Below are 25,763 nucleotides of genomic sequence, written 5' to 3' on the forward strand. Positions count from 1 at the left end.
GATGACGGCGGCCTCCCGAGCGTCGTGATCCGTGTGCCTGCCAAGGCTCGGTCCCGGTGCCTTGCGATCGTCGGATTCTGTGTGCCCGACGTGCCCGGCACGCGTACGCCCCCACACCTTCCGGTGTGGGGGCGTCCGTATGTTCGGCCACCCCTTCGGGGAGTCAGTGGGTCCGGATAGGCTTGCAGGATGACGCGAGCCGAGCAGCCAACGGCCCACAACCCGGCCCCCGACGACGCCCTGGTCGCAGATTCCCGCGAGCGCGCCGTGCGCGCGCTGCTGCGCCAGCCGCAATTGAAGCGGCTGTGGAGCGCACAGCTCGTAGGAGGTGTCGCCGACGCCCTGGCCCTGCTCGTGCTGGTCGTCCTGGCCCTCCAGGCAGCGATCCTCGAGGGTTCCTTCGGCGGTGGCTACCGCGGAGTGGCCTTGGCCGTGGCGGCCGTCTTCGGGGCACGCGTGCTCGCGACGCTGCTCTTCGGAGCCGTACTCCTTGGGCCGCTCACCTCCCTGACATCACCGGAGGGGCCCCTCGACCGGCGCTGGACCATGGTCGGGGCCGACGCTCTGCGGGCAGTGCTCCTCATCGTCGCGCCCCTGTGGATCGACTGGACCCCGGACGACGCGCTCGCCGTCGTCCTGGTCACCGCGTTCGTGACCGGTGTCGCCGAGCGGTTCTGGACGGTGTGCCGGGAGAGCGCCGCGCCCGCGCTGCTGCCCGCGCCGCCGATGGAGGGTGCCACGGTGCGCCCGCTGCCGGACCGCATGGATGCGCTGCGGCGCCTGTCGCTGCGTACGGCGTTCATGGCGGTGCCGCTGGCGGCCGCCGCGCTCGTCGTGGCGTCGCTCGTCAACAACCTGCTGGGCGCCGGGATCGACTGGTTCGACCAGCACCAGGTGGCGCTCGCCTCGTACGTGGCGGCCGGACTGTTCGCCGCCTCGCTCTCGGTGCTCACGTTCCTCGAACTGCCCGACGCACGCACCCCGCGCGCGCGGTCGCCGCTGGAGGGCCTGCGCCGCCCCAAGACGGGCACCGGCATCGACACGGGCCGCACCGGCGCGATTCCGCTGCTGGTCCTGGCCTGCGCGGCGGTCGCCGGGGCCATCTCGGCCGCCGTCGCCGTCTCCGTGCTGCACGCCAAGGACCTGGGCGGCGGACCGGTGACGTACGGGCTGCTGGTGCTGGCCCTGACCGGGGGTGTCGTCATCGGCATCCGTACGGCCCCTTCGGTGCTGCCGTCGCTGTCGCGGCGCAGGCTGCTCTCACTGGCGATCGCCTTCACCGGAGTCGCGCTGCTGGCCGCCGGGCTGGTCCCGGACGTCACCACGGTGCTGCTGATCGTCGCCTTCGCGGGCATTGGCGCCGGCGTCGCCGCGCACACCGGGCACGCGCTGCTCGACCAGGAGGCCGAGGAGTACCGGCGGGCTCGGACGACCGAACACCTGCACGCGGTCGTACGGGTCCTCGTGGCGCTCGGCGCGATCCTGGCGCCCCTGGTGGCCGCCGCGATCGGTCCGCACCGCCTGGAGAACGGCAAGTTCGTGTTCGCGCACGGGGGCGCCGCCTTCACGCTCATGCTGGTGGGCGCGCTGCTGCTGCCCGTCGCGGCGCTGGTGCTCGCCAAGGTCGACGACCGCTCCGGAGTGCCGCTGCGGCACGACCTGCTGGACGCGCTGCGCGGCGGCGACGACCCGGCGCAGGTGCCCGCCACGAACGGCTTCTTCATCGCCCTGGAGGGCGGCGACGGGGCCGGCAAGTCCACCCAGGCGACGGCGCTCGCCGAGTGGATCCGCGCCAAGGGCCATGAGGTCGTGGTGACCCGGGAGCCGGGCGCCACGCCGGTCGGCAAGCGGCTGCGTTCGATCCTGCTGGATGTGTCCTCGGCGGGGCTTTCGCACCGCGCGGAGGCGTTGCTGTACGCCGCCGACCGCGCGGAGCACGTCGACACGGTGGTGCGGCCCGCGCTGGAGCGCGGTGCCGTCGTCATCTCCGACCGGTACATCGACTCGTCGGTGGCCTACCAGGGCGCGGGCCGTGACCTGTCTCCGACGGAGATCGCCCGCATCAACCGCTGGGCGACGAATGGGCTCGTACCGCATCTGACGGTTCTGCTGGACGTGTCGCCGGAGGCGGCCCGCGAGCGGTTCACGGAGGCGCCGGACCGGCTGGAGTCGGAGCCCGTCGAGTTCCACACGCGCGTGCGGTCCGGTTTCCTGACGCTCGCGGCCGCAGACCCGGGCCGGTACCTGGTGGTCGACGCGGCGCAGGAGCCCGAGGCGGTCACCACGGTCGTCCGGCACCGCCTCGACGTGATGCTGCCCCTCTCCGAGGCCGAGGTGAAGGCCCAGGAGGAGGCGCGCAAGGCGGCCGAGGAGGAAGCCCGGCGCAAGGCGGAGGAAGAGGCCGCGCGCAAGGCCGAGGAGGAGCGGCTGGAGCGCGAGCGTCAGGAGCAGCTCGCCAAGCTCCGTGCCGAGGAGGAGGAGCGCAAGCAGCGCGAGCTGGAGGAGGCCCAGCGGCGCGAGGCCGAGCGTCAGGCGGAGGAGGCCCGGCAGCGTGCCGAGGAGGCCCGCCGCCGTGCCGAGGAGGAGCGGGTCAGGCGTCTCGCCGAGGAGCAGGCGCGGGCCGCCGAGGAGGAACGTCGGCGCAAGCAGGCCGAGGAGGAGGCGCGGCTGCGGGCCGAGGCCGAGGCGCGCCGCCTGGAGAAGCAGCGCAAGGCCGAGGAGGCCCTGCTGCGGGCCGAGCAGGCCCGGCGGGCGGCGACGGAGGCCGCGGCCGCGTCGGCGGCTGCGACGGCCTCCGCCGAGGCGGCGGCGTCGACGGCCGTGGCGCCCGTGACCGGGGCTCCGGCTGGTCCTCCGGCGGCGCCCGTGCCGGACAACGAGACGACGGTGCCTACGCCCGTGGTGACGCCGACGAACGCGTCGGGTGGGCCGGTGGACGAGACGGCGGTGCTGCGGCCGGTGCGGGCGGACGAGAGCCCTGCCGCATCCCGGTCCGGCGCGGGTGAGGGCCATGCCGGTGCTCGGTCGCGCGCCGGTGAGGACACCGCCGGCTCTCGGTCCGGCGCTCGCCCCGATGGGGAGGAGACGGCGAAGCTGCCGAAGCCGCCTGTGCCCGAGGGCGCGGCGGACGAGACGGCCGTGTTGCCGCCGGTGCCTCAGGGCGCGGCGGACGAGACCACCGTGCTGCCGCCCGTGCCTCAGGGCGCGGCCGATGAGACCGCGGTGCTTCCTCCCGTACGGGACGGGCGTGCGGGTGCCTCTCCGGGTGCTTCCACGGCCGGTGCTGCCGCCGGTGATCCGGCGGACCGGGTGCCGCCCGGCTTCTTCCGCGACGAGCGGCCGGCACCGCGGCCGGACGGTTCGGGCGACCGTACGCGCGAGCTGCCCCAGGTCGACGACGAGGGCGCCCCGCGTCGCCGTCCTCGATCCGACTGGGCCGAGGAGACTCCGCTGGACGACCTCCCGACCCTGGCCGACGAACTCCTGGGTTCGCGCGAGGACGACGACTGGGACGAGGGGCGGGGCGGCCGCCGCCGCTGAGTCCGGGAGGTCGGCGCTGCGGGAGGACCGGTGAGGGGCGGGCCCCGCTCGCCCTGGCCGGGGCCGAATGTCAGTGGCGACCCGCACAATGGACGCGGCAAGGCAAAGTGCGACGAAAGGGCGGTGCCCCATGCCCGTGTGGGACGACCTGGTGGGCCAGGAGAAGGTGAGCGAGCAGCTCGCCGCCGCCGCCCGCGACGCCGACGCCCTCGTCACGGCGGTCGCCGCGGACACCCCGCTCCCCGAGGCGTCCAAGATGACGCACGCCTGGCTGTTCACGGGCCCGCCCGGTTCGGGCCGCTCCACCGCGGCGCGGGCGTTCGCGGCGGCGCTCCAGTGTGTGAGCCCCGACCGGGCGCTCGGCGGAGTCCCCGGCTGCGGCTTCTGCGACGGCTGTCATACGAGCCTGGTGGGCACTCACGCCGATGTGCAGATCGTCCGCACCGACCTCCTCTCCATCGGCGTGAAGGAGACCCGCGACCTGGTCCGCCGCGCCCAGATGTCCCCGGCGAACGGCCGCTGGCAGGTCATCGTCCTGGAGGACGCGGACCGTCTCACGGAGGGCGCGGGCAATGTTCTCCTGAAGGCCGTCGAGGAGCCCGCCCCTCGCACGGTCTGGCTCCTGTGCGCCCCGTCGATCGAGGACGTCCTGCCCACCATCCGCTCCCGCTGCCGCCTGCTCACCCTCCGCACCCCGCCGGTGGACGCGGTCGCCGACATCCTCGTACGCCGCGACGGCATCGAGCCCGACATCGCGGCGGCCGCCGCGCGCGCGACGCAGGGCCACATCGGGCGGGCCCGCCGTCTCGCCACGGACCCGAACGCCCGCGCGCGCAGAGCCGCCGTCCTCAAGCTCCCGCTCCGGGTCGACGACATCGGCGGCTGCCTCAAGGCGGCCCAGGAGCTGATCGACACGGCTGCCGAGGACGCCAAGCAGCTCGCCGAGGAAGTCGACGTGAAGGAGACCGAGGACCTGAAGGCGGCCCTCGGCGCGGCCCAGGGAAGCCGTATGCCGCGCGGCACCGCGGGCGTCATGAAGGAGCTGGAGGACCGGCAGAAGCGGCGAAGAACGCGTACACAGCGCGACAGCCTGGACCTGGCCCTGATCGACCTCACCGGGTTCTACCGCGACGTCCTCGCCCTTCAGCTCGGTTCCCGTGTGGCCATCGCCAACGGGGAGGCCGAGGACACCCTGGAGCGGCTGGCCCGCGGCAGCTCGCCGGAGGCGACCCTGCGCCGTATCGACGCGATCGCCGCGTGCCGCGAGGCCCTCGACCGCAACGTGGCTCCGCTGCTCGCGGTGGAGGCGATGACGATGGCGCTGCGGGCGGGCTGAACGCATCGGGAGCCCTGCGGACCACCCTCAGTGCTCGGAACGTCGGGCCTCACCGGCACGACGGAGCGTACGGACGGGCGCGCGACGTCGTACGTCAAGTCGTGCATGTGCGCCACCGGGCGCACGATGGGATGCATGACGGGACGCACGACGAGTTGACCCAAGTCACTCGTACGAGGCGCATCCGCGACTGAAGGTGATCAATTGATCGCGCAAGGTTACGCTCGCGGGATGTACATCAGGCACACCCAACGGCCGACCCGGCCCCTCCGTACAAGTGGCGTGCTGCTGGCCGTCGCGGCGCTGCTCATGTCGGCCTGCTCCTCCGGGAGTTCGACGACGGCGACAGCGACGGCGACGGCGACGGCGACGGCGGACGCGGTGCTGGCCGCGCTGCCGAGTTCCACGCCGTCGACACTGGCGCCGTACTACGGACAGAAGCTGAACTGGCGCACCTGCGGGGTCCCCGGCTTCGAGTGCGCCACGATGAAGGCGCCGCTGGACTACGCGAAACCGGCCTCGGGCGACATCAGGCTGGCGGTCGCCCGCAAGAAGGCCACGGGGCCGGGGAAGCGCCTTGGCTCACTGCTGGTCAACCCGGGGGGACCGGGCGGCTCGGCGGTCGGCTATCTGCAGCAGTACGCCGGTATCGGCTACCCGGCAGAGGTCCGCGCCCGCTACGACATGGTCGCGGTCGACCCGCGCGGCGTGGCCCGCAGCGAGCCGGTCGAATGCCTCACCGGCCGCCAGATGGACACGTTCACGCAGACGGACACGACGCCGGACGACAAGAAGGAGACGGGGCAACTCGTCGACGCGTACAAGAAGTTCGCCGAGGGCTGCGGTCAGCGCTCGCCCGATGTGCTACGGCATGTCTCCACGCTGGAGGCGGCCCGTGACATGGACATCCTCCGCGCCGTGCTGGGCGACCAGAAGCTGACGTATGTCGGGGCGTCGTACGGGACGCTCCTCGGGGCGACGTATGCGGGCCTCTTCCCGGGCCGGGTGGGCCGGCTGGTCCTGGACGGCGCGATGGACCCGCAGCTCACCGCGCGCAAACTCAATGAGGACCAAACGGCGGGCTTCGAGGCGGCCTTCCGGTCGTTCGCGAAGGACTGCGTGCGCCATAGCGACTGCCCGCTGGGCGGCGCGGGCACGAGCCCGGAGCAGGTGGGCAAGAACCTGAAGGCGTTCTTCCAGCAGTTGGACAAGGCGCCCATCCCGGCCGGCGACGCGCACGGCCGCAAGCTCGGCGAAGCGCTCGCGGCGACAGGTGTGATCGCGGCGATGTACGACGAGGCGGCCTGGCCGCAGTTGCGCGAGGCGCTCACCTCGGCGATGAAGGAGAAGGACGGCGCGGGGCTGCTCGCCCTGTCCGACAGCTACTACGAGCGCGACGCCGACGGCAAGTACGCGAACCTGATGTTCGCCAACGCGGCGGTGAACTGCCTCGACCTCCCGGCCGCCTTCGCCACCCCCGACCAGGTGGAGAAGGCCCTCCCCGCCTTCGAGAAGGCGTCCCCCGTCTTCGGCGAGGGCCTGGCCTGGGCCTCCCTGAACTGCGCGTACTGGCCGGTGAAGCCGACCGGCGAGCCGCACCGCATCCAGGCGAAGGGCGCCGCCCCGATCCTCGTGGTCGGCACCACCCGCGACCCGGCGACCCCGTACCCGTGGGCCCAGTCCCTCGCCTCCCAGCTCTCCTCCGGCACCCTCCTCACCTACGTCGGCGACGGCCACACCGCATACGGCCGCGGCAGCACCTGCATCGACTCCACGATCGACCGCTACCTCCTCCAGGGCACCCCGCCCGCCAAGGGAAAGCGCTGCTCATAGCCCGTCCGTACACCCTGGCTCCGGAGGCCCCGGGGCGTGTACGGAGCACCCCCGGAAACTGTGTAGACTTACCGGCGTTGCTGATCGCACCATAGTGCGGACAGCGCGCCGCCTTAGCTCAGATGGCCAGAGCAACGCACTCGTAATGCGTAGGTCTCGGGTTCGAATCCCGAAGGCGGCTCTGTAGAAGCCTCAGGACTCACTCGCCGTGACCTGGGGCTTTTGCTTTTCTTTGACCGAGGAAGGCCCCTCCGAGTTGATCTCGGAGGGGCCTTCCTCATGGTCTGCGTGAGCGAATGGGAACGCCCTGGGAACCTGCCGTCAGGCGGCGTCCTGGTCGGGAACATCCCGGTGTTCACCGGTGTCCCCTCCGTCCTGCTCCTCCTCGTGTTCCTCTTCCGCTGTCGCGGGCTCGTTGTCCGCCTCGGGCTGCGGGATCACGCGCTTGCGTGCGCGAGGCACAACGGAGACGGTCGCTTCGGCGGCCTCGCGCTCCACCTCTGCCAGGACGGTGGTGTAGATGTCCGAGGTGACGCGGATCGAGGAGTGCCCGAGCCTGCGCTGCACGGCGACCATGGCAACACCAGCGCGCAGGGCGAGCGTTGCTGAGCCGTGCCGGAGGTCATGCAGCCGGATCGGCGGAAGGTCGGTCTTCTTGTAGAGGCGTTCGAAGCGGTCGGAGAAGTACTGCGGGTGGTACTCCGTACCGTCCTCAAGAGTGAAAACCCGGCCGCTGTCGGTCCATTCGCCCGTGGTTTCGAGCCACTCATTCTTCTCGGCTTCCTGACGGGCGCGCCACCAGCGCAGAAGGGCGATCGTGTCCTCGTCCAGAGCGATGTCGCGGATGTTGTCGGACTTGGGGGTGTCCTCGTGCGGCTCGTACGCGACAGTGACGATCTCCTCCGTGATGTGGATCACGCCGGCGTCGAGGTCCACTTCCGCCCAGGACAGGGCGCAGGCTTCACCGCGGCGCAGGCCGAGGAAGGCGATGACGACCCACAGCGGGTAGAGCCGGTCGTAGACCACGGAGTCGAGGAACGTGCCGGTCTGCTCTGGCGTCCAGACCATGACGGGGGAGGGCTTCTTGCCGGTCTTGCGCCACGCTTCGACGCGGGCGGGGGTCCACTCCAGGGCCTTGGCCTTGCGTATGCGAGGCGTCTGGACCAGGGCCGCCCAGTTGTCGGTGATCATCCGGCGCTTGCGGGCGTCTTCGAGGGCCGAACTGAGCGCCATCTTGATGCGGTGCTGCGTCGCGGGACCGGTTTCGCGGCGCGGGAGCGCGAGGGCGGCCTTCAACGCTGCCTTCGCTTCGATCCAGGTTTTCCTGAGCTGCGGATCGCGAGGGGCGATGGCGTCACGCCAGGCTGCGTGCGCCTTCTGCTCGGCCGCGCGGGCCAGTTGGGCCGCCTCCTGGTTCTTCTCCTTCACCTTGTTCTCGGCCTGGATGGCGGCGAACATCTCTTCTATGTGGCGGGGGCGCAGCTCGCGGAGCTTGATGTGCCCGAGGTGCGGCGTGAAGTACAGGCGCAGGTAATCCTCGTAGCCGTTCCTGGTGGTGGCCTTGAGGTCGTGCTGGTTGTCGAGCCAGCGGCGCAGATACTCACTGACGGTCTCGTCGGATAGGACGTCGACTCCCGCTTGTGCGTCCCGGTAGACCTTGGTTGCTTCGGCGGCTGCCTTCTCCTGGGTCTTGAACCCGCCCTTCTTGGCTCGGCGGCGCTTGCCGCCGGGGCCGGCGGGGATCTCGATGGAGTAGTACCAGGAGCCGTGGTCACGCCGCTTGAGTTTGGGGCACCGCTTTTCCAGGTAGCCGATCTTGGGTGTCCCGTCCTCGTTGAGGATCGGTTTGCCTGCCTTGTCGGTGAGTGGGCCCTTGCAAGCGCACCGCTGGTAGGTCTTGTCCTTGAACACAGGTCTCCCCTGGGCGGCTGGCTGGCTGCCAGCGATCGTGCTGATGGTGTGGATCTTGGTCTGCGTGGAGTTGCAAGATCCTTCTCCATCTTGTTGGGGGTGTCGGACACTGTTGTAAAGTCAGCTTCAAGTTGGCGCGGGGGAGATTGCGACCAACGACATGACTGCTCAGGAAGCGGGCGGGCAGGCTTCGGCCGGAGCGATGGGTCTGGAGGAGCTGCTGGCTCTTCCGGCCACGGTCAACGTGACAACTGCCGGGCGCGCTCTGGGAATCGGCCGCGACAAGGCGTATGAGTTGATCCGCACAGGGGGTTTCCCCGTCCGGACGCTCCCGCTGGGCGGCACGGTTCGGGTGCCGACGGCGGAGCTGTGGAAGGTCCTCGGCGTGGAGCGGCAGCGTGGAGCCGAGGTGAGTACGTGAACGACATGTGTTGAGGTGTTCGTTTGTTTCTACAACGGTGTGACCTATCTCGGGTAAATTAGTACAGGCCAGGGGGTCGGCAGAGGGGCGAGAAATGGCAAGGCTGTACGGCTTTGAAGACATGGCGTACCGACGGGTGCGCGAGGGTGAGGCGGAGGTCCTGCGGGTCGCCGCCTCCCGGCGTCTGCTCAAGCAGAGTTACGACGCCATCGTCGAGTGGATGAACGCTGAGGGCCACCGCACCACGCGCGGCGGTCTGTGGCGGCCCGCGGTGCTCGCCTCCGTCCTCGATCACCCGGCCATCGCCGGTTGCGAGGAGGACGAGAACGGCAAGCTCGTCGAGACGGGCGGCCCCGTGATCATCCCTCGGGCGGACTTCGAGGCCATCCGCGCCATGCGCCGCACCGATCGGGCCGAGCAGCGTGAGTACCTGATCCCGGGCGGACCCGTTGGTGTCTGCGGCCTGTGTGCGACCACGCTGGGGTCATCGCCCTCGAACGCCGGTAGCCGCGGCTACCGGTGTTCGCCGAGTACGGCCCAGCATCCCGGAGGGTGCGGCAAGATCCGCATCAACGCCGACCTGCTTGAGAAGTACGTGGCTGAGCATGTGCTGGCGGAGTTGGCCAAGCCAGAGGTCAGCGCACTGATCAGTCAGGCGCGAGAAGAGATGCTGGCCCAGGCTGCCGCTCTGCGCAAGGAGGCTGCCGCTGCGCGCCGTCGGCAGGACGAACTGGGCGAGGACTATGCGCGGTCGCCGGACATCTCGATCAAGACCTTCCGGTCGGCTGACCAGGAGCTCAAGCAGCTGATCCGCGAGAGCGAAGGCCAGGCGCGAGTCCTGGAGCAGGTCAAGCACGTGCCTGTGGGTGATATCCCGGACCTCGTCCGGTGGTGGAAGCACGCCCCGATGAAGGCGAAGAAGGGTGTCCTGGTCCTCATGCTGGAGCAGGTCGCCGTGTACCCGGCCGCGTCCAGGGGCTCGCGCACCGTGGACGGTGACCGGGTGGCACTGCGGTGGCGTCAGTGGGGGGTTGCAGAAGAGAGCAAGGAGTCTGCTTAGACCTTGCTGCCCGCGTTCCGTTGACTGAGCTTGACGCTGACCGTGGCCATGGTGAGGCCGATGGCCACGCACCCGATGCATAGCCCCGCCAAGGCGGGGCTGATGGCGTTTTCCCAACTGAGGGGCCAGGCGTGGCCGTTTTCGTACGCGAGCAGGTAACTGCCCCGGCTGACGGTGTAGGCGACGCCGAATGCGGCCCCTGCCGACGCGATGGCGAGTCCGGTAGCAGCGGGGCGTCCCTGGCGCCAGATTTCGCGGGCGAGCTTGCTGGAGCGGAAGGTGACCTCCGCGCCTGCGGCGGCTGAGGCCCCGAGGTACGTCAGGAGATAGAGCCGCACATCGCTGCTGTGCGCGTACGCGGTGGACAGGTCCTGGTGCACGGTGTCGGCGCGGTGGAACTGCCAGATCATGAGCCCGACGACCGCGCACGCGAACCCGAGGCGCAGGGCGATGCCGGCGTGGTGGGCCGTGGAGTACTCCCAGTCGATGATCATGATTTGGAGGCTCGCGCAGAAGATGACCGCCGCCACGTCTGACATGAGGGAGGACACCTCGTTGGAGGCGGCGCTGCGGTCAACTGCGTCGGCGATTGTGGGGATCGCCAGTAGTGAGCCGAGGAAGCAGGCTGTCAGGGCAGCCAGGTGGGCCCGGCGGGCTATGCGGTAGGTGGACTTGTGGCGGCGTTCGTATGCGCATCGCAGGGATATGGCGGTACTGAGCGATGTGAGCACCACGCAGAGGCCGAAGATCGGGCCTTCCAAGAGGTTCAGCGTCCTTCCAAGTAGTCCGCTGCCCGCTCAGCGGCTTCTTCCAGGCTCAGTCGGCGACGCGGTCGCCCCTCGCGGGGCTGGTCGACGCCGGGGGGAGGTGGGGGGATCGCGGGGACATCTTCAGACAGTCCCGCGCGACGACGACTCTCCCGGAGCATCGTCATGATTTCTAGAATGTCCTGCACCTCAAGGCCCTGCATTAAACGTATGACTTCGCGGGCTTCGGGCCGCTCCACGAACACGGTGAGCGCCGCGAGGTCGTCCCACTCCCGTCCGGGCAGCAGGAAGGCGGCAGGGGCGTCGAGTGCCTGGGCGAGAGCGGCGACCGTAGACGACGTGGGGTTGCTACTGGTGCCGTTTAGCAGGCTGTTGACCTGACCGTGTGAGAGACGAGGTTTGCGCTGGCCTGCCTGTGCGCTCGCATCTGCAACGTCGCGGGCGCTGGGGGTGAACCCGTCGGGGTCGCGGCGCAGGCGCAGCAGGGCGAGCAACTTCGCGCTCAGGCTCAGCGGTTCGGGCCGGTCAGGGGTGTCTGCCATATCCGTCTTCTCTGGCCGTGTCGTATGCTCGCCGCAGGTGACTGGCCGGTAACAATCGTCCTTGGCTCTACAGTACATCCCTGGTCGGAGGGGTTATAGGGTTCATCGGACAGTTTCTCGGGGAGCGGCCGGCTGGTGTGCGGCGGGCACCGGCGCGCTCCCGCGCCTGACTTGGGCGGGCGCGCCGAGGGAGTCGAATCTGGGCGGGCGAAGGCGGCGCGCACGCCGTTCACGGGAGGAATCGCATGTCCGAGCTTGATGAGCGGTGGATCGCCGAGATGGCGAAGAAACCCTCGCAGATGCTCCGGGGCGGAGCAGGTCCGGCGGCGCTCAACGAAGCGCGCAAGGTGTTGGAGTGGCAGGCCCTGATGCATCGACGGAAACAGGGCCCGAGCGCGCAGGAGGATGACGGCTGATGAGCTGTCGGGCGACGCCGCGCCCGCCTCCATCGAGATAGATGACATTCTCTAGGTCGTGTTGTACGTTCTTACGTGCCGGTGCGGGCACAGCAGCCGCAGGACCCCGCATCTGGCAGCGTCGTGATGAGCGGCGTCCTTCCCTGCTCCTCGCGGGTGGCCGACCCCCCGCGCCCCGCCCGCGAGGAGCTGGCCGTATCGGTGCGGTCGTTGGGGTGCGTGATGGGAGTGGAGCCCGTCGTGGTCGTGAGGCCATGGCGGGCTCGCTTCATGTCCGGGCTCAGCCCTCTTCGCACCCCCGCCCGAGGTGCGCGCGGCATCCGCCGGCGCGCGGCCCGCAATTCAAGGAATTGAATTCCTGAAATTAAAAGGAATTCCCTCTTGAATTGGCGGTAATTGGGATTAAGATATAAGTGTAAGAACAAAGGGAAAACTTCAAAGGAATGGTTTTCCGGAATTAGAAAGGCGCGGGAATAATGTTCGCAGACCTCCAGATTGACCAGATCGCCGCCAACCCCGGGCAGCCCCGCAAGTTCTTCGACGAGGACAAGCACAAGGAGCTGAAGGGCAGCATCGAGGAGAACGGCCTCCTTCAGCCGGTCGTCGTCCGGCCCGTCGAGGACGGCGACACCCCCTACATGCTGATCGCGGGCGAGCGCCGGTGGCGGGCCTGCAAGGCCGCCGGCCTGACCGTCATCCCGGCGAACGTCCTCGAAGACACCGACGACGAGAAGGCGTACGTCCTCGGCATCGCCGAGAACGTCGGCCGCGCCGACATGACGATCATGGAAGAGGCCGGAGCGTACGCCGACCTCAAGGCCGCAGGCTGGGAGCCCCTGAAGATCGCAAAGCAGTTCGGCAAGACCGAGACGGCCATCAAGTGGCGGCTGGGCCTGCTCACCCTGCGCAAGGAGGTCGCCGAGATGGTCGACCGGGGCGAGATCAAGAACAACCTTGCCTGGCACATCGCCCAGCTCAACCCCGGCAATCAGATGGTCGCCGCCAGCCGCTACGTGCGCGGCGACTTCGACTCCGAGGCCGAGGCCCAGCACTTCGCCAACGCGCTCAAGATGATGGAGCAGCAGACCTCCTTGACCAACGAGAAGGCTCCGAGCGCCGAGGAGACGGAGAAGCGCAAGAAGCAGAAGGCCAAGGCCAAGGACGGGCTGGGCAAGGCAGAAGAGGTCCTGCTTCCCCTGCTGGAGGAGCTGGCGGAGAAGAAGCCGGAGGACCTGGCCGTCATCCTCGGCGACGACCTGTCCCGCCACATCAAGGTGGTCGGCAAGCTCTACAGCCAGGTCCAGCTGGTCCGGAACCTCCTCAGCAAGGCTCAGGGCATCCAGCGGGCCATGGCTGAGGAGTTCAACAAGAAGGCGCTGGAGGTCCAGCAGGAAGCGGCCAAGGAGAAGCAGGAGGCCAAGAGCGACCCGAAGCCGGAGGCCCAGCCGAAGCCGGTCGCGAAGAAGGCGGCGGACAAGCCCGCGGCCAAGCCTTCAGGGGCTGCGCGCACGCAGAACCGCCCGGCGGCCGGGACGGCAAGCAAGACCACCCCGGCGCGCAAGGTACCCGCTCAGAAGAAGGTGGAGCCCACCGCCGAGGTGGCCAAGAAGGCGGAGCCCGCGACGGCGAAGTGAGACGGAGGGGGCCCGGCACGGGCCCCCTCCCTTCTTCTCTCCACAGCGGAGGGCGCGGCCTGGAGGACACCCGGCCGCGCCCTCCGCCTGCCGCTCCTCCGGAGCAAGCATTCAAGGCACCTAATTCCCGCCACCGGAATTCGAGGAAATCAATTCCGGTGGAATATGTACCAGGTTGCTGAATTCCAATAAGATATAAGCAAGGAAAGGGAAATTCCCTCACAGGTTAGGGGTAAGAAATGACGGAAAAGGCAACACTGGACTCCGTCGGAATTCACCAGGTCAGGCCGGAGTGCGTGGACTGGAAATCAAAGTCGGCCCACCCCGGGATCCGTCAGATCGCCGCCCACCTCTCGCGCCTCCTGGCGGAGTCGAGGGAACTCATATCGGGACCGGCCTCGGAACTGGTCCTGGACGTGGAGGAAACCACGGCATCGCAGTACTCCAACGAGACCAACCGGGTTCTCCGCGTCACGGCCGACCTGGAGGGTGAGTCGGTGGCCTTCGATGTGGTCGTACACCTCGCAGCCTCCACCGTCTTCACCTCTCCCTACGTGTAAGAGGCGTAGCCGGTCTGGCGTACCAGCCAGACCGGCCAGCGTCGTCGGTCAAGCCGGGCCCGCAGGGGGAGTCCTCCCTGCGGGCCCGGTGCCGCTCGGGCTCGCTCGGGTCCGAGCGGATGGCGCCGAAGGAATCCGGGCCCGCCGGCGCCGCCGCGCACGCCCGGTCGCTGAGCAGCACGAAAGGAACAGCTGCGTGCTAACCCTGTTCACCAACCGCTATCAGGCGTACCAGCCCCCGCAGGGGGTGCCGGTACGCATCACGCTGGGCGCTCCCCGCTTCAAACTCCCCTACTCCCTCACGCACTCGGTGCGGGAGCTCGCGCCACGTAGGGACTACCTCTCCTTGTCCGAGCCGGAGTTCACCAAGGCGTACCGAGCCGATCTCGACCGGCTCGGTCCCGCGCGGATCGCGGAGCGGCTGAAGGAGATCGCAGAAGCGGAGAGCGATCACAGGCTGGTCCTGCTCTGCTTCGAAGACCTGTCCAAGCCGGCCCTGTGGTGTCACCGGCGAACCTTCGCCTCCTGGTGGAAGGACGCCACCGGTGACGAGGTGCGGGAGCTGTCCCCCATGGTCGACCAAGGCACCTTGATGTGAGCGGCGGAACCGTACTCGCTAGATAGGTGACATGATTTCAAGGGGCTCTGTGCTCCTTGTGTTAGGTTCCAGCACAGCGCCCGGCCCGGCACCCGCCAGGCCGGGCGCTGCCGTTTCGTGCCAGCCGCCCAGGAGGCGAGAGATGTTCCAGGGCACCATCCCAGGCCCCATGCGCGCCATCGTGCGCGAGACCGCAGACAGGTGGCCGCGCGGTGAGGTCTACGTCCCGTGCTGCGGGAACTTCACCATCGAACGGTCCCTGGCCGGCATGGGGTTCGCGCTCCACTCCTCGGACGTGTCCATCTACACCACCGCCATCGGCCGGTGGCTCACCGGACAGCCGGTCGGCATCCAGCTCCGCGAGGAGAGCACGGATCAACTCGGCTGGCTCGCAGACTCCTTGGACGACGGCGTGGGCACGGTGGCCGCGATGATGCTGGGCACGCGCTTCCTCGCCAGCGTCGGCCGCGAGGGGCTGTGGCATCAGCGGGTGGTGCGCTCCTACCGGGACCAGTGGAAGGCCAAGCACGCCGAGACTGTCGAGCGGCTGTCGGGCTCGGATGTGGCTCTGGCCTCCTATGAGGTGGAGGACGTGCGCAGCTGGTTGAAGAAGGTTCCGGCGGACGCTCCGGTGTGCTCCTTCCCTCCCTTCTACGGTGGCGGGTACGAGAAGCTGTACGAGCCGCTGAACGAGCACTTCACCTGGGATGCGCCTCAGTACGAGCCGCTGTCGGATGCCGATGTGGTGGATGTCCTCGGCGCGATCACCGACCGGCCGTACTGGCTCACCGCCTCGAACCACGACGTGCCGGAGCTGCAACCGTTCTTGCGCGGGGTCATCAAGGCCACCCCGCGTGCCGCTCCCTTCTACGTCTACGCCTCCGAGGCACCGACGCGGGTCGTCTCGCCCCGACAGCCGATCGAGCCGGTCAAGGCTCCTCGGCTCCGGCGCGGTGAGGAGCTGGTCGGGCCGCTGTCGCTGGCGTTGCTCAAGCCGGGCCAGTTCAACGCGTTGCGCTCCCGGTACCTCAACCCGCGCATCGCACCCGGTGCAGCGAACCTTGCGGTCGCGGTGAAGGACGGCAACGGCAAGATCCTCGGCGTGTTCGCGATGGCGCCGAGCACCTTCGTTCCCGACGAGGCGTATGTGCTGTCGGACTTCGCCGTTGCTCCCACCGATTACGCCCGGCTGTCGAAGCTCATCGTCCTTGCCGCCACCAGCAGCGAGGCGCAGCGCCTGTGCCAGCGGGCGTTCTCGCGGCGGATCAGGGCGGTGGCGACCACGGCGTTCAGCAACAACCCGGTCTCGATGAAGTACCGCGGGCTGCTGCGGCTGACGAAGCGTGGCCCGTCGAACGAGGACGGCTGGAAGTTCCAGCTCCAGTACCGGGGCGCGATCGGTGAGCACACGCTCGCCGAGGCCCTGGAGAAGTGGGCGAAGCGGTGGGGCGCCCGTACCACGACGACGAAGACAGGAGCCTGATCATGGATCAGACGACGCCGCTTGCCCCGCCGCAGATGGTGGAGGGCGACCCGCGCACGCTGACGCTGTTGGACATCAACGCCCGGTTCCTGCCGCACGAGCAATTCCGGCAGCTGGTCGCGAACATCAAGCGGGATGGTCACCTGACCTCGACGCCGCTGGTGTGGAACGACGTGGACAGCGGGCGGCTGATCGTGCTGTCCGGGAATCACCGGACGCTTGCGGCGATCGAGGCCGGCCTGTCGCAGATCTGGTGGATGCAGATAGACGAGCCGCTGCCGAGGCAGCGGCAGATCGCGCTCCAGCTTTCGCACAACGCGATTGCGGGTCAGGACGATCCGGCGATCTTGCGGGAGCTGTACGACGAGCTGGAGAACGTGGAGTGGCGGCAGTACACGGGCTTGGACGATAAGACGTTGGAGCTGCTGGAGAAGGTGGACGTTTCCAGCCTGGGTGAGGCGAACCTCGACTTCGCTTCGGTCCAGCTGATGTTCCTGCCCGACGAGCTGGAGCGCGCTGAGGCGGCCTTCGACGCGGCCCGGTCGACGGGTTCGGCGGATCAGCGATGGGTGGCGGCTCTGGAGCAGTACGAGCCGGTGCTCGATGCGCTGGAGACGTCTCGGGCTGCGTACAAGATCGGCAACAGTGCGACGGCGCTGGGCGTGATCCTCGCGGTGTTCGAGCGGCACCTGGGAGAGCTGGCCGAGGGCTGGTTCGACGCGGCCTCGGGTGAGGCGCACCGCGGGGGCACGGCTCCGCTGGAGACGGTGTTCGGCGTGCGGGAGATCCCGGTGGAGACCGCGGCCACTGTGCGGGCTGCCATCGACCGGTTGGTGAAGGACGGGAGCGTGCCGGAGTCCGAGCCGTGGCGTGCGCTGGAAACCCTCGCTGCTCAGGGGCGCTAGTAGGGCCGTTGGCCAGGAGGTGAGCGGTGGCTGAGGGCCCCGTTGAGCCCTGGGAGCGGCAGAGCGGTGAGTCCCCCCAGGCGTTCGAGGCGTTCGCCGCATACCGCGATCTCGGCCCCGTACGGAGTCTGACGAAAGCGGCACGAGAGTTGGATAAGTCCCGGACCCTGCTCGGCCGCTGGTCGCGGCAGTACGCGTGGGTGATGCGGGCGAGTGCGTACGACCGCGAGCAGGACCGAGTGTTCCTGGCGGAACAGCAGCAGGCACGTCGTGATATCGCCCGTCGGCACGCCAAGTTGGCGCAGGCGTTTCTGGGTAAGGCGGTCGCCCGGCTTCAGGGTCTGGACCCGCGCGAGCTGTCGCCGGGCGAGCTGCTGCGGTACTTCCAGGTCGCCGCCGAGATCGAACGTCGGGCGGCCGGCGAGGAACCGGCGGGCGTGGTGGCGCAGGACAGCGCGGATGGACCTGACCTTGGGTCGCTGAGCGATGAGGACCGCAGGAGTCGCATGGATCTGCTGCGGCGTGAGCTGGAGCGGCGCCTGGCGGAGGACGGTCGATGAGCCGCGGGTGGGCGAAGCGGCGTGCGATCGAAGGTTTGTCTGATCCGGGCGTCATGAGCCTGGACCAACTCAAGTCCGAGGTCACCGCGCTGCTCCGCGCCGATGAGCTGTCGGCGCGCAGGTGGGCATGCGAGGTACCGGACTGCGACGGACTCCCGCACGAGGGATGGCGGCACCATCACGCCCGCGCGGCGCAGCGCCAGCCGTCGTGGCTGTGGACGGTGTGGATGCTGCTCACCGGCCGTGGCTGGGGCAAGAGCCGGACGGCGGCGGAGGCGGTACGGGCGTGGGCGCAGACGCCGGGATTGCAGATCGCGGTGGTGGCGAAGAACGCCACGCTCGTCAGGGACATCTGCTTCGACAGCCCGAAGTCCGGTCTGCTGTCGGTGTTCCCGCCCGAGGAAGTGGCGAAATACAACTCGTCCCTGGGCGAGACGACGCTCAGGTTGAAGAACGGCACGCTGATACGCGGCTTCGGCGCGGAGACGCCGGACAACCTGCGCGGCTGGGCTTTCGACAAGGCGTGGTGTGACGAGTACGCGGCCTGGTCGCGGCACACCGCGCAAGAGGTCTACGACATGCTGTGGTTCTGCCTGCGCGAGGCAGACGCCCCGCAGGTGGTCATCTCCACGACGCCGAAGCCGCTGCCGCACGTGAAGCGTCTTGTCGAGCGCGGCCGGGCGCAGGAGAAGAAGGCCCGTGAGGGCGGCGAACCGCCGCGGGTGGTGCTCACGCGCGGGCACATGCGCGAGAACGACGCGAACCTGTCGCAGGCGGCCCGCGCGGAGCTGGAGGAAGAATACGCCGGCACCAGGCTGGGACGGCAGGAGCTGTCGGGCGAGCTACTCGAGGACGTCGAGGGCGCGCTGTGGCAAGGCTGGATGCTGGAGGTCGAAGGGTTTCGTGCGAGGCCGGAGCACCTGCCCGACATGCAGCGCCTCGTGGTGGCGGTGGACCCGGCGACCAAGAGCCACGAGAACGCCGACATGACCGCCTTCACCGTGGCGGGGCGCGGGTATCCGATTGAGTCGATGTTCGGGGACGACCGGCCGCGCGGGTATCTGCTGCACGCGGAGCAGGACCGGCACACGCCGACGCAGGCCATGCAGCGTGCGGCGAAGCTGTACCACGAGCATCGGGCCGACTGCGTGGTGATCGAGGCGAACAACGGTGGTGATTACCTGCCCGCCCTGTTGGAGCAGGTTGATCCGACAGTGAACTGGAGAATCGTTCATGCGACGCGGGGGAAGCGGGCGCGTGCTGCTCCGGCGGCGCAGCTGTACGAGCAGGCGCGCATTCATCACGTGGGCGCGGCGCGGGTGTTCGCGGAGTTGGAGGAGCAGATGACCACGTTCGTCGGTCAGGGCGAGACGGAGGACTCGCCGGACCTGCTGGACTCGGCGGTGTGGGCGTTGTGGGATCTGTTCCTCGATCCGACGATGCCGCCTCCACGGGGTGGAGATGACCAGCGGTTGAGCGGTCGGCGATGAGGTGTTGAGTTCTCCAGCACGTCCCCACCTCTCATTTGTGCTGCGAGGTCAGCTGTCGGGGGTCCGGTTTTCCTGGTCCCTCCGTGCCGCTTCCTCCCACGTCAGCGTGGACTGGTAGTAGAGCTTCTCGATATCGGCGTTGAGCACGCGCTTCAGTTCAGCCTTGGTGCGCTCACGCGCTGCTCCTGCGCCTCCTCTGCCCGCCACTCGACAATCTCCTCGGGGCTGGCGTCCACGACGATGAAGGAGTCGGTGACGCTGGAGAAGACGGAGAGTCGGCCGTCCGGCTGCTTGATGATCTGCTGTCCCATACGGCTCTCCTGTCGTATTGAGTGCGGGCGGTGGAGGTGCAGGGGTGGGGCCGTACGGGCTTACGACCCCGTTCGGCGCTCGCGCACGGCGGGCGGTTACTGATGGGCGGTACGGCCCCACGCGAGCAGAGTTCCACAGCTGTCGGACGAGCGTTCGGGGCGGGCGGGTGATCGCTTAGTGTGAGTGCAGGCGTGGGGCCGAGCTTCCTGGAGTGGATGTGGGCCTGCGCCAGTTCGTTATCGATGCGTGGTCGTGGCTGAATTACAAGCCGGTGATGGCGGATGCCGGCCGTCCGGGGAACCGCTCGTTTCCGGAGCTGGCGGCAACGTGGTTGCCGCCGCACGAGTTGCGTCGCTTGGCTGCGTACAAGGTGCTGGCGGCGTACGACAACAACCAGGCTGGTCAGTTGGCCGCTGCGTCGGGTGATGAATCGGCGCTGGAGCGCCGCGAGTTGGGTGATGCGGCGAACCTTGTGGACACCGCCTTGGGGTACCTGCTGGGCTCGGAGCAGAAGATCACCGTGGAGGGCGCGGAGCACGCCGATGAGGAGGCTCCGAAGCCGGGGTCGACGGAGGCCGCAGCGGTCCAGGAGCGGCTTCGGAAGTGGGCTGACAAGGAGCTGCTGACCCTTCGTGTCCAGCAGGCGGAGCGTCCCGCTGTGCTGTTGGGCGATGGGGTGTTCGTGCTGGCGTGGAATCCGGAGAAGCAGCGGCCGACGCTGCGTACGTACGATCCTGGGTTCTACTTCCCGCAGTGGGAGGACGAGGACCAGGACTTTCCGTCGCGTGTGCATCTGGCGTGGGAGCTGCCGGAGGACGAGGACGCGGGGCTGAAGGCGCGGGTGCGTCGGGTGACGTACGAGCTGGGTCCGATCCTCGAAGGCGCTGAGGGCGAGGGGCGGGTCTACCCGTGGGAGCCGGGGCGGGCGTCGAATGTGACGTGCTACCTGACCGATGCGGAATGGCTGCTGGAGGATTTGAAGCGCGGGGAGACGCTGGATCGGCTGCCGATGGATAAGGCGGCGTTCCGAGTGCGGCCGGACGGCACGGAGCTGAACGAGCTGGATCTGATGATCGACTTCGTGCCGGTCATCCACATCACGAACACGATCCCGGATGGCGGTGAGCACTGGGGGCGCTCGTCGATCGCCCGTGTTCTTCAGGGCCTGGATGAGCTGGCGGCCACCGACTCCGATAGCTCGGCGGCCTCGGCGACGACGGGCACGCCGATCATCGGGCTGGCGGGTGCGCGGCTGCCGGTGGATCGGGCGACGGGCAAGCCGGAGCAGTTGAAGGTGGAGGCCGGCGCGGTGTGGCAGCTCGGGGACTCCGGGCGGATGGACGCGTTGGACACGTCGCCTCAGCTGGCTGAGTTGCGGGCGCGGGTGGAGCACCTATTGGACAGGGTCGCGGCCAACAGCCGTATCACGGCGGCCGGGTTGGGGACGTTGGATGCGACGGAGGTTCCCTCGGGGTACGCGCTGAAGCTTGCGCTGGGGCCGCTGGATGCGCTGGTGGGCGTGATGCGGCTGGCGAGGGAGCACAAGTACCGGCTGTTGTTCAAGATGGTGCAGCGGCTGCACCAGGCGGGCAGGGCTGAGGGGTGGACGGCTGGGGAGTCGTTCCCGGCGCGGCTGTCGTGGGCTCCGCACACGCCGACGGACCGGGCGGCTGTGTTGGAGGAAGTGGTCCAGGCGTACGGGGCGGGCGTGCTGTCGCTGGAGACGGCGGTGGCGATGTTGATGGACGCGGGCTATCCGATCAAGGACGCGTCGCAGGAGGTGGCGCGTATCCGGGCGAAGGCCGAGCAGGAGATGGCGGCGCGGATGGCGGAGGCTGCTGCCCGTCGCGGGGAGCCGGAGGGTGAGGAGGAGCAGGCGGACGAGCGCGACCAGGAGGCGCAGCGTGCCGGTGCTGTCGGGGAGACGACGGAGCGGGAGCCGGTGTCGGCGAGTCGGTGACCGGTGGGTCGTCGGGGTGCGTGCGGAGCGGGGGTTAGCGCCAGATGCCGCGGGTGCGCATCAGTTCGATCTGGGCTTTGGTGACGAACTGGTGGTAGGCGGCGTGGTGGAGCGGGGCGCGGTCGGCGTACAGGTTCGCGGGATAGATCGGCTCCTCGTACAGGGTCTGATACAGCTCGGTGCGTAGGTCCTTGGCCCAGTTCGTCCACGCGGAGGCGGTGCGCTGGCGGCGCAGGGCGGCGAGGTCGATGGTCGCGGTGACGAAGGTGGCGATGCCGCCGTGGTCGACGCGGCCGACGGGGTTGCCGAGGTGGTTGACGATCATGGACTGTCCACCGAAGAAGTCCACGCGCAGGCCGTCGCTGCCGGTGTAGGCGGCGGGGTTGGGGGCGAGGACGTACATGGTGTTGTCCAGGGCTCGGGCCCGGTTTTGGATCTCGAATGCGCCCGAGGCGACGCCGGGCAGCGGGAAGCTGGTGCGGTAGGCGATCTCGCAGCCGCTCAGGGCCAGGCCGCGCGCGTTCTCGGGGTAGGAGGCTTCGTTGGCCATCATGACACCGAGCCGCCCGATCGGAGTGTCGGCGACGGGCCAGAACGCGTCCGGGCCCCGGCCGTGGAGCTGGGTCCACTGGTCGAGCACATCGTGAGGGCTGACGCTGTGCTCGATCGGCGGCAGTGGCGTGAGCTTGTAGTGGCGCAGGATGACCTCGCCCGAGGGGTCGAGGACGAAGCCGACGTTGAAGTACCGGTCGGGGAATCCGGGGTGGCGGGCCTTGGCCTGCGCCATGATGTGCACCCCGAATTCGCGTGCCCAAGACCCGAGTTCGTCGGTCTCGGGCCCGGGGATGTCAATGGCGCAGGTGCGTGCGTAGGTGGCGTGGTCGAGGTCGTGGATCTCGTCGGTGAAGCCCTGGAGGGAGCCTTCGGGCAGGGCGAGGAGCTTGACGGGAACGTCCAGGCCGCCCATGGCGACGGCTGTGCGGGCGAGTTGATGCAGGTGTTCGAGGTTTGTCGCTATGTCGTCACGGTGTCGGATCTCGGTGATCTCCGGGATCAGGCCGACAGCGGTGTACGGGTCGAGGGTCATGCTCAATGCCTCCTGACTGGTTCGCTCGCCATCCTCGCGCGGTGGTCGGACACGGCCTTGGTGGCGCTGTCGGCGCAGGTGGCTACACTGATCGGCAGCGCGGGGGCGCGCACCAGGAGGAGTTGTATGCTCCGGCCCCTGCCGACTCGCAGCCCTGTCGGCTATCGCCGTGATGGGCGGCCGATCTTCCCCATTCTCGGGGCCTCGTCGGAGGACGAGACGAACGAGCACCTGGACGACGCCGACGACGGCGGCGGCCAGGAGCAGCAGGTCACCGTGACCCAGGATCGCCTGGGGAAGATGCTGACCAAGGAGAAGGCCCAGGGTGAACGAGCCGCCATCAAGCGCCTGTTGTCGACGCTCGGATTCGATACGCCGAAGGCGCTGACCGAGTTCGTCGCCGTACAGCGCGAGGCCGAGCAGGCCGCGCTGACGGAAGTTGAGCGACGCGAACAGGCCGCCTCTGAGAGGGAGTTTCAGGCCGCGCGGCGAGAGGAGCTGGCGGCTGAACGAGAGCGTGCCGCTCTTCGCCGGGCCGCGCTGGTGTCGCTCGGCGCGGAGGGCGACGACCTCGTGGACGCAGAGCGGCTGCTTGCCGTCGATGACGAGGACGCGGACGAGTCGCAGATATCGGCCGCGGCGGAGGCGCTGCGGTCGCGGCGCCCGGAGCTGTTCGGCGAGGTACGCAGGCAGGTGCCGGCGGCTCCGGACGGAGCTCCGGCCGGACGGGGCCCGCAGCGCACGACGCCGGTGAGACGACCGGGTTCAGCCGGTCTGGAGATGGCGCGTCGGCGCGGGCTCGTACCGGCCGCCGAGTTCAGCGACGCCCGCTGATACCAAAGCAGTTGGGGGACCACGCCCCCAGAACTTCGTGGACGGCACCGCCCCCATGGGCGGTGTGCGGACAGTTACCGCATTCGTCCATGGAGACACAGCGTGACCATTCAGCCTGTTACGACGTCCGAGTACGTGACCGCCAACCGCGAGTGGCTGGCGGCACTGCACGGCACGGACTCGACCGACACGATCACCCTCGACCTTTCGCTGTTCACCGAAGGCGTGCACTACCAGTGCGGTGACGGTTGCGACCCGTACGGCCGGGTCTTCTCCGGCGTACCGGTCGGCAAGGTCGCCGAGTCGAAGCTGTGGGGACCGTACGACCCGGAGGCGCACTGCGGCCGTCAGGTGCTGCGCGGCTTCGTGGTCGCCGAGGCACCGTTCGCTCCGGGCCAGACCCGGGTACCGGCCGCGCTGCTGTGGCACGGCGCGGTGAAGGCGTCGAAGGTGCCGGGCGGCATCGACCTGTCGCAGCTGACGTGGCACCCGCGGGCCGCGCAGATCCGCTTCGTGTGAGCGGGGGCTGAGCGATGACGATTCAGGACCTGTTGAAGGACGTCTCGGTCGTTGACCTGACGACGTTCGCCCGTGCGATCCCGTCGCCGAAGGACTTCTTTCTCACCCAGACGATCTTCCCGACGCTGGAGCTGCGGGAGGTCAAGTGGCGGACCAAAGACTCGGGCCGGTACGTGAACGTGGCGAAGTACCGGGCGTTCAACGCGTCGGTGCCGTTTGCCACACGTGAGGCGTGGCAGACCTCCCGTGAGGGGGCGCTGCCCGCGCTGGGACAGAAGCTCGTGGTCTCCGAGCAGGAGCAGATCCTGCTGGAGGCGTCGCACGGCTCGGACCAGGACCGGCTGATCGAGCTGCTGTATGACGATGTCGAACGGCATGTGGAGGCGATCCGCTCACGGCTGGAGCTGGCGGCCGGCGACGTCCTGGCCGACGGGAAGTTCGAGCTGGTGCAGGAGAACGGCCTGACGCTGGAGGTGGACTGGAACGTCCCGGCGGAGAACATGCCGGTCGCCGCCCGCCCGTGGTCCGATCCGGCGTCCGATCCGATCGCTGATGAGCTGCGGTGGATCCAGCACCTGGACGACATCGGCGCTCCGGAGCCTGAGATGGTCGTGTCCTCGCGGAAGGCGTTCAGCTACCTGGCGGCGAACAACGCCTACAGGGCGGCGTACTACGGGTCTGTGAATCCGTCGACGACGCCGACGGCGACGCTCACCCCGCAGCAGATCAACGTGGTGCGCGGCAACTACAGCCTGCCGCCGATCACCTTCTACAAGGCCCAGGTGCGCGTCGACGGCAAGGCCCGCAAGGTGCTGCCCGAAGACCTGTGGATTCTGGTGCCGCCGGATCGCGAGAAGTGGGGACAGACGCAGCTCGGTGTGACGGCCGAGGCCCTGGTCCTGTCGCGCGGCACGAACCCGGAGATCATCCGGGAGGAGGCCCCGGGCCTGATCATCACCCGCGGTGTCCAGGATGACCCGGTGCAGATCTACACCAAGGGCGCCGCGGTCGGCATGCCGGTGCTGCACACCCCGGACGCACACATCGTCGCGAAGGTGCTGTGATGCCGCGTCTTGTTGCTGCCGTGTACGTACAGGACCCATCCACGCGGGAGGAGCTGATCCTTCTGCCCGGAGAATGCCCTGATCCGGAGCTCGCCGCGCTGGTGACGAACCCAGACGCCTGGGACGTGCCACCCGACGACTGCGAGCCAGAACCGGAGCCGATCGCAGTGGGGGAGCCCGACCCCACCGCGGGGAAGGGCGAGCAGGAGTCGGAGCAGGCGGAGGCCGGCGGGGGTGGCGGCGCGAAGAAGTCGCCACCGCGGCGGGCTCGCTCGTCGGCGTCGTCGTGATCGTTCGTACGGCCCGGTACCAGGGAGGCTCCCCGGTGCCGGGCAGTACCTCGTGTGGAGAAGGAGGACCTGGTGGACGAGTTCCAGCGGTCGTGGCTGCTGGCGCAGCTCGGGCCGGACACTGACCCGGCCGACCTGGAGCGCCGGTTCTTCCGGCTGCGGTCGGTGAGGGCGGTCGCCCTGGAGGTGCTGGGCGAGCGGCGCGCGAAGCTCCTCGCCGACCCGCTGAAGGTCACCGTTGACGGCGTGGTAACCATGGACATGCAGGAGAACCTGCGCGGCATCGAGCGGCAGATCGAAGTCGTACGACAGGTGCCTGCGCCGGACGATCCGCAGGACGAAGGCGAGGCGAGCGAGGCACTGGCGGCGACGTGGCTAGTGCCGACCCGCCGCTACAGATAGTGCCCGGCGTGGGGCCATTTCGTGCAACGCACCGAGAACATGCTGAGGCTGCCCGCGGTGTTGTCGGCCACCGCCAAGCCCAGCATTCGCTTGAGCGCCGAGCCGATCGCTCAGCGCGCCTTCGGGACTGGACGGAGGAGGAGTTGCTGCCGCTGTGCATACCAGCCGCCTAGCGGCTGGTATGCACAGCTCGGTTATGGGCAGCCGAGTGATTCCTCGGCGACCTACGGACCACTGGC

The 25,763-nt window shown here is 69.0% G+C and carries 24 protein-coding genes and 1 tRNA gene; 20 read left to right on the plus strand and 5 right to left on the minus strand.

The features are described 5' to 3' along the window. Positions 1-189 precede the first annotated feature (189 nt). The 4 genes from tmk (at position 190) to OG390_RS27975 (ending at position 6,890) form a co-directional block, all read left to right on the plus strand. Positions 190-3,540 (plus strand): dTMP kinase, encoded by a 3,351-nt coding sequence (gene tmk, locus OG390_RS27960; protein WP_406172085.1) that lies wholly within the window; start codon positions 190-192, stop codon positions 3,538-3,540. Positions 3,541-3,670: 130 nt separating this feature from the next. Further along, positions 3,671-4,876, plus strand: a complete 1,206-nt coding sequence (locus OG390_RS27965) for a DNA polymerase III subunit delta' (protein WP_406172087.1) — start codon at positions 3,671-3,673, stop codon at positions 4,874-4,876. A 231-nt stretch (positions 4,877-5,107) separates the two neighbouring features. Beyond that, the gene (locus OG390_RS27970; RefSeq protein WP_406172089.1) at positions 5,108-6,709 is read left to right on the plus strand and encodes an alpha/beta hydrolase; all 1,602 of its coding nucleotides are present in this window, start codon (positions 5,108-5,110) and stop codon (positions 6,707-6,709) included. 107 nt (positions 6,710-6,816) lie between these two features. Then, a tRNA-Thr gene (locus OG390_RS27975) sits at positions 6,817-6,890 on the plus strand. 140 nt (positions 6,891-7,030) lie between these two features. On the opposite strand, the gene xerC is transcribed toward OG390_RS27975, so the two are convergent. Further along, positions 7,031-8,620, minus strand: coding sequence for a tyrosine recombinase XerC (gene xerC, locus OG390_RS27980; protein ID WP_406172091.1), 1,590 nt, complete (start codon positions 8,618-8,620; stop codon positions 7,031-7,033). A gap of 160 nt (positions 8,621-8,780) precedes the next feature. Here xerC and OG390_RS27985 point away from each other — a divergent pair, with 160 nt between their 5' ends. Then, entirely contained in the window at positions 8,781-9,041 is a 261-nt protein-coding gene (locus OG390_RS27985) for a DNA-binding protein (RefSeq protein WP_406172093.1), read from the plus strand. 94 nt (positions 9,042-9,135) lie between these two features. Then, on the plus strand, positions 9,136-10,101 hold the full coding sequence (locus tag OG390_RS27990) for a recombinase family protein (RefSeq protein WP_406172094.1): 966 nt from the start codon (positions 9,136-9,138) through the stop codon (positions 10,099-10,101). Here OG390_RS27990 and OG390_RS27995 read toward each other — a convergent pair. After that, positions 10,098-10,862 (minus strand): hypothetical protein, encoded by a 765-nt coding sequence (locus OG390_RS27995; RefSeq protein ID WP_406172096.1) that lies wholly within the window; start codon positions 10,860-10,862, stop codon positions 10,098-10,100. The genes OG390_RS27990 and OG390_RS27995 overlap by 4 nt on opposite strands. Positions 10,863-10,867: 5 nt before the next feature. Further along, positions 10,868-11,410, minus strand: a complete 543-nt coding sequence (locus OG390_RS28000; protein WP_406172098.1) for a hypothetical protein — start codon at positions 11,408-11,410, stop codon at positions 10,868-10,870. Positions 11,411-11,655: 245 nt separating this feature from the next. Between OG390_RS28000 and OG390_RS28005 the strand changes: the two genes are divergently transcribed. From OG390_RS28005 to OG390_RS28040, 8 genes are all read left to right on the plus strand, one after another. Continuing rightward, entirely contained in the window at positions 11,656-11,826 is a 171-nt protein-coding gene (locus OG390_RS28005) for a hypothetical protein (RefSeq protein WP_406172100.1), read from the plus strand. 476 nt (positions 11,827-12,302) lie between these two features. Next, on the plus strand, positions 12,303-13,460 hold the full coding sequence (locus OG390_RS28010; RefSeq protein WP_406172102.1) for a ParB/RepB/Spo0J family partition protein: 1,158 nt from the start codon (positions 12,303-12,305) through the stop codon (positions 13,458-13,460). A 239-nt stretch (positions 13,461-13,699) separates the two neighbouring features. Further along, positions 13,700-14,020 (plus strand): hypothetical protein, encoded by a 321-nt coding sequence (locus OG390_RS28015; RefSeq protein ID WP_406172104.1) that lies wholly within the window; start codon positions 13,700-13,702, stop codon positions 14,018-14,020. A 196-nt stretch (positions 14,021-14,216) separates the two neighbouring features. Beyond that, a complete protein-coding gene (locus tag OG390_RS28020) occupies positions 14,217-14,618 on the plus strand; it encodes a DUF488 family protein (protein WP_406172105.1) in 402 nt (133 codons plus the stop codon). 142 nt (positions 14,619-14,760) lie between these two features. Further along, a complete protein-coding gene (locus tag OG390_RS28025; RefSeq protein ID WP_406172107.1) occupies positions 14,761-16,101 on the plus strand; it encodes a hypothetical protein in 1,341 nt (446 codons plus the stop codon). Between the two features lie 2 nt (positions 16,102-16,103). Continuing rightward, the gene (locus OG390_RS28030) at positions 16,104-17,006 is read left to right on the plus strand and encodes a ParB N-terminal domain-containing protein (protein WP_406172109.1); all 903 of its coding nucleotides are present in this window, start codon (positions 16,104-16,106) and stop codon (positions 17,004-17,006) included. A 26-nt stretch (positions 17,007-17,032) separates the two neighbouring features. Further along, entirely contained in the window at positions 17,033-17,566 is a 534-nt protein-coding gene (locus tag OG390_RS28035) for a hypothetical protein (protein WP_406172111.1), read from the plus strand. A gap of 227 nt (positions 17,567-17,793) precedes the next feature. After that, a complete protein-coding gene (locus OG390_RS28040) occupies positions 17,794-19,056 on the plus strand; it encodes a terminase large subunit domain-containing protein (protein WP_406172113.1) in 1,263 nt (420 codons plus the stop codon). A gap of 152 nt (positions 19,057-19,208) precedes the next feature. On the opposite strand, the gene OG390_RS28045 is transcribed toward OG390_RS28040, so the two are convergent. After that, positions 19,209-19,367 carry a hypothetical protein gene (locus OG390_RS28045; RefSeq protein ID WP_406172115.1) on the minus strand — a complete coding sequence of 53 codons (159 nt, stop codon included), beginning with the start codon at positions 19,365-19,367 and terminating at the stop codon, positions 19,209-19,211. Positions 19,368-19,579: 212 nt separating this feature from the next. Between OG390_RS28045 and OG390_RS28050 the strand changes: the two genes are divergently transcribed. Then, positions 19,580-21,328, plus strand: a complete 1,749-nt coding sequence (locus tag OG390_RS28050; RefSeq protein WP_406172117.1) for a hypothetical protein — start codon at positions 19,580-19,582, stop codon at positions 21,326-21,328. A gap of 34 nt (positions 21,329-21,362) precedes the next feature. Here OG390_RS28050 and OG390_RS28055 read toward each other — a convergent pair whose 3' ends face one another. Then, entirely contained in the window at positions 21,363-22,415 is a 1,053-nt protein-coding gene (locus OG390_RS28055; protein ID WP_406172119.1) for a nitrilase-related carbon-nitrogen hydrolase, read from the minus strand. A gap of 126 nt (positions 22,416-22,541) precedes the next feature. On the opposite strand from OG390_RS28055, the gene OG390_RS28060 reads away from it, so the two are divergent. From OG390_RS28060 to OG390_RS28080, 5 genes are all read left to right on the plus strand, one after another. Then, complete coding sequence (locus OG390_RS28060; protein ID WP_406172121.1) at positions 22,542-23,249, plus strand: hypothetical protein; 708 nt, start codon at positions 22,542-22,544, stop codon at positions 23,247-23,249. A 102-nt stretch (positions 23,250-23,351) separates the two neighbouring features. After that, on the plus strand, positions 23,352-23,768 hold the full coding sequence (locus tag OG390_RS28065) for a head decoration protein (RefSeq protein ID WP_315892422.1): 417 nt from the start codon (positions 23,352-23,354) through the stop codon (positions 23,766-23,768). 14 nt (positions 23,769-23,782) lie between these two features. Further along, a complete protein-coding gene (locus OG390_RS28070) occupies positions 23,783-24,832 on the plus strand; it encodes a major capsid protein (protein ID WP_406172123.1) in 1,050 nt (349 codons plus the stop codon). After that, the gene (locus tag OG390_RS28075) at positions 24,832-25,122 is read left to right on the plus strand and encodes a hypothetical protein (protein ID WP_315892424.1); all 291 of its coding nucleotides are present in this window, start codon (positions 24,832-24,834) and stop codon (positions 25,120-25,122) included. Before OG390_RS28070 ends, OG390_RS28075 begins: the two co-directional genes overlap by 1 nt. Before the next feature lie 72 nt (positions 25,123-25,194). After that, positions 25,195-25,524 carry a hypothetical protein gene (locus OG390_RS28080; protein ID WP_406172126.1) on the plus strand — a complete coding sequence of 110 codons (330 nt, stop codon included), beginning with the start codon at positions 25,195-25,197 and terminating at the stop codon, positions 25,522-25,524. The last annotated feature ends 239 nt before the right edge of the window (positions 25,525-25,763 follow it).

The organism is Streptomyces sp. NBC_00996, assembly GCF_045162675.1.
Taxonomy (GTDB): domain Bacteria; phylum Actinomycetota; class Actinomycetes; order Streptomycetales; family Streptomycetaceae; genus Streptomyces.

What these genes read in the sequence shown, in the direction of transcription:
- tmk (WP_406172085.1), top strand. Translation starts at nt 190, where the DNA reads ATGACGCGAGCCGAGCAGCCAACGGCCCACAACCCGGCCCCCGACGAC.
- OG390_RS27965 (WP_406172087.1), top strand. Translation starts at nt 3,671, where the DNA reads ATGCCCGTGTGGGACGACCTGGTGGGCCAGGAGAAGGTGAGCGAGCAG.
- OG390_RS27970 (WP_406172089.1), top strand. Translation starts at nt 5,108, where the DNA reads ATGTACATCAGGCACACCCAACGGCCGACCCGGCCCCTCCGTACAAGT.
- OG390_RS27985 (WP_406172093.1), top strand. Translation starts at nt 8,781, where the DNA reads ATGACTGCTCAGGAAGCGGGCGGGCAGGCTTCGGCCGGAGCGATGGGT.
- OG390_RS27990 (WP_406172094.1), top strand. Translation starts at nt 9,136, where the DNA reads ATGGCAAGGCTGTACGGCTTTGAAGACATGGCGTACCGACGGGTGCGC.
- OG390_RS28000 (WP_406172098.1), bottom strand. Translation starts at nt 11,410, where the DNA reads ATGGCAGACACCCCTGACCGGCCCGAACCGCTGAGCCTGAGCGCGAAG.
- OG390_RS28005 (WP_406172100.1), top strand. Translation starts at nt 11,656, where the DNA reads ATGTCCGAGCTTGATGAGCGGTGGATCGCCGAGATGGCGAAGAAACCC.
- OG390_RS28010 (WP_406172102.1), top strand. Translation starts at nt 12,303, where the DNA reads ATGTTCGCAGACCTCCAGATTGACCAGATCGCCGCCAACCCCGGGCAG.
- OG390_RS28015 (WP_406172104.1), top strand. Translation starts at nt 13,700, where the DNA reads ATGACGGAAAAGGCAACACTGGACTCCGTCGGAATTCACCAGGTCAGG.
- OG390_RS28025 (WP_406172107.1), top strand. Translation starts at nt 14,761, where the DNA reads ATGTTCCAGGGCACCATCCCAGGCCCCATGCGCGCCATCGTGCGCGAG.
- OG390_RS28030 (WP_406172109.1), top strand. Translation starts at nt 16,104, where the DNA reads ATGGATCAGACGACGCCGCTTGCCCCGCCGCAGATGGTGGAGGGCGAC.
- OG390_RS28040 (WP_406172113.1), top strand. Translation starts at nt 17,794, where the DNA reads ATGCTGCTCACCGGCCGTGGCTGGGGCAAGAGCCGGACGGCGGCGGAG.
- OG390_RS28045 (WP_406172115.1), bottom strand. Translation starts at nt 19,367, where the DNA reads ATGGGACAGCAGATCATCAAGCAGCCGGACGGCCGACTCTCCGTCTTC.
- OG390_RS28055 (WP_406172119.1), bottom strand. Translation starts at nt 22,415, where the DNA reads ATGACCCTCGACCCGTACACCGCTGTCGGCCTGATCCCGGAGATCACC.
- OG390_RS28060 (WP_406172121.1), top strand. Translation starts at nt 22,542, where the DNA reads ATGCTCCGGCCCCTGCCGACTCGCAGCCCTGTCGGCTATCGCCGTGAT.
- OG390_RS28070 (WP_406172123.1), top strand. Translation starts at nt 23,783, where the DNA reads ATGACGATTCAGGACCTGTTGAAGGACGTCTCGGTCGTTGACCTGACG.
- OG390_RS28075 (WP_315892424.1), top strand. Translation starts at nt 24,832, where the DNA reads ATGCCGCGTCTTGTTGCTGCCGTGTACGTACAGGACCCATCCACGCGG.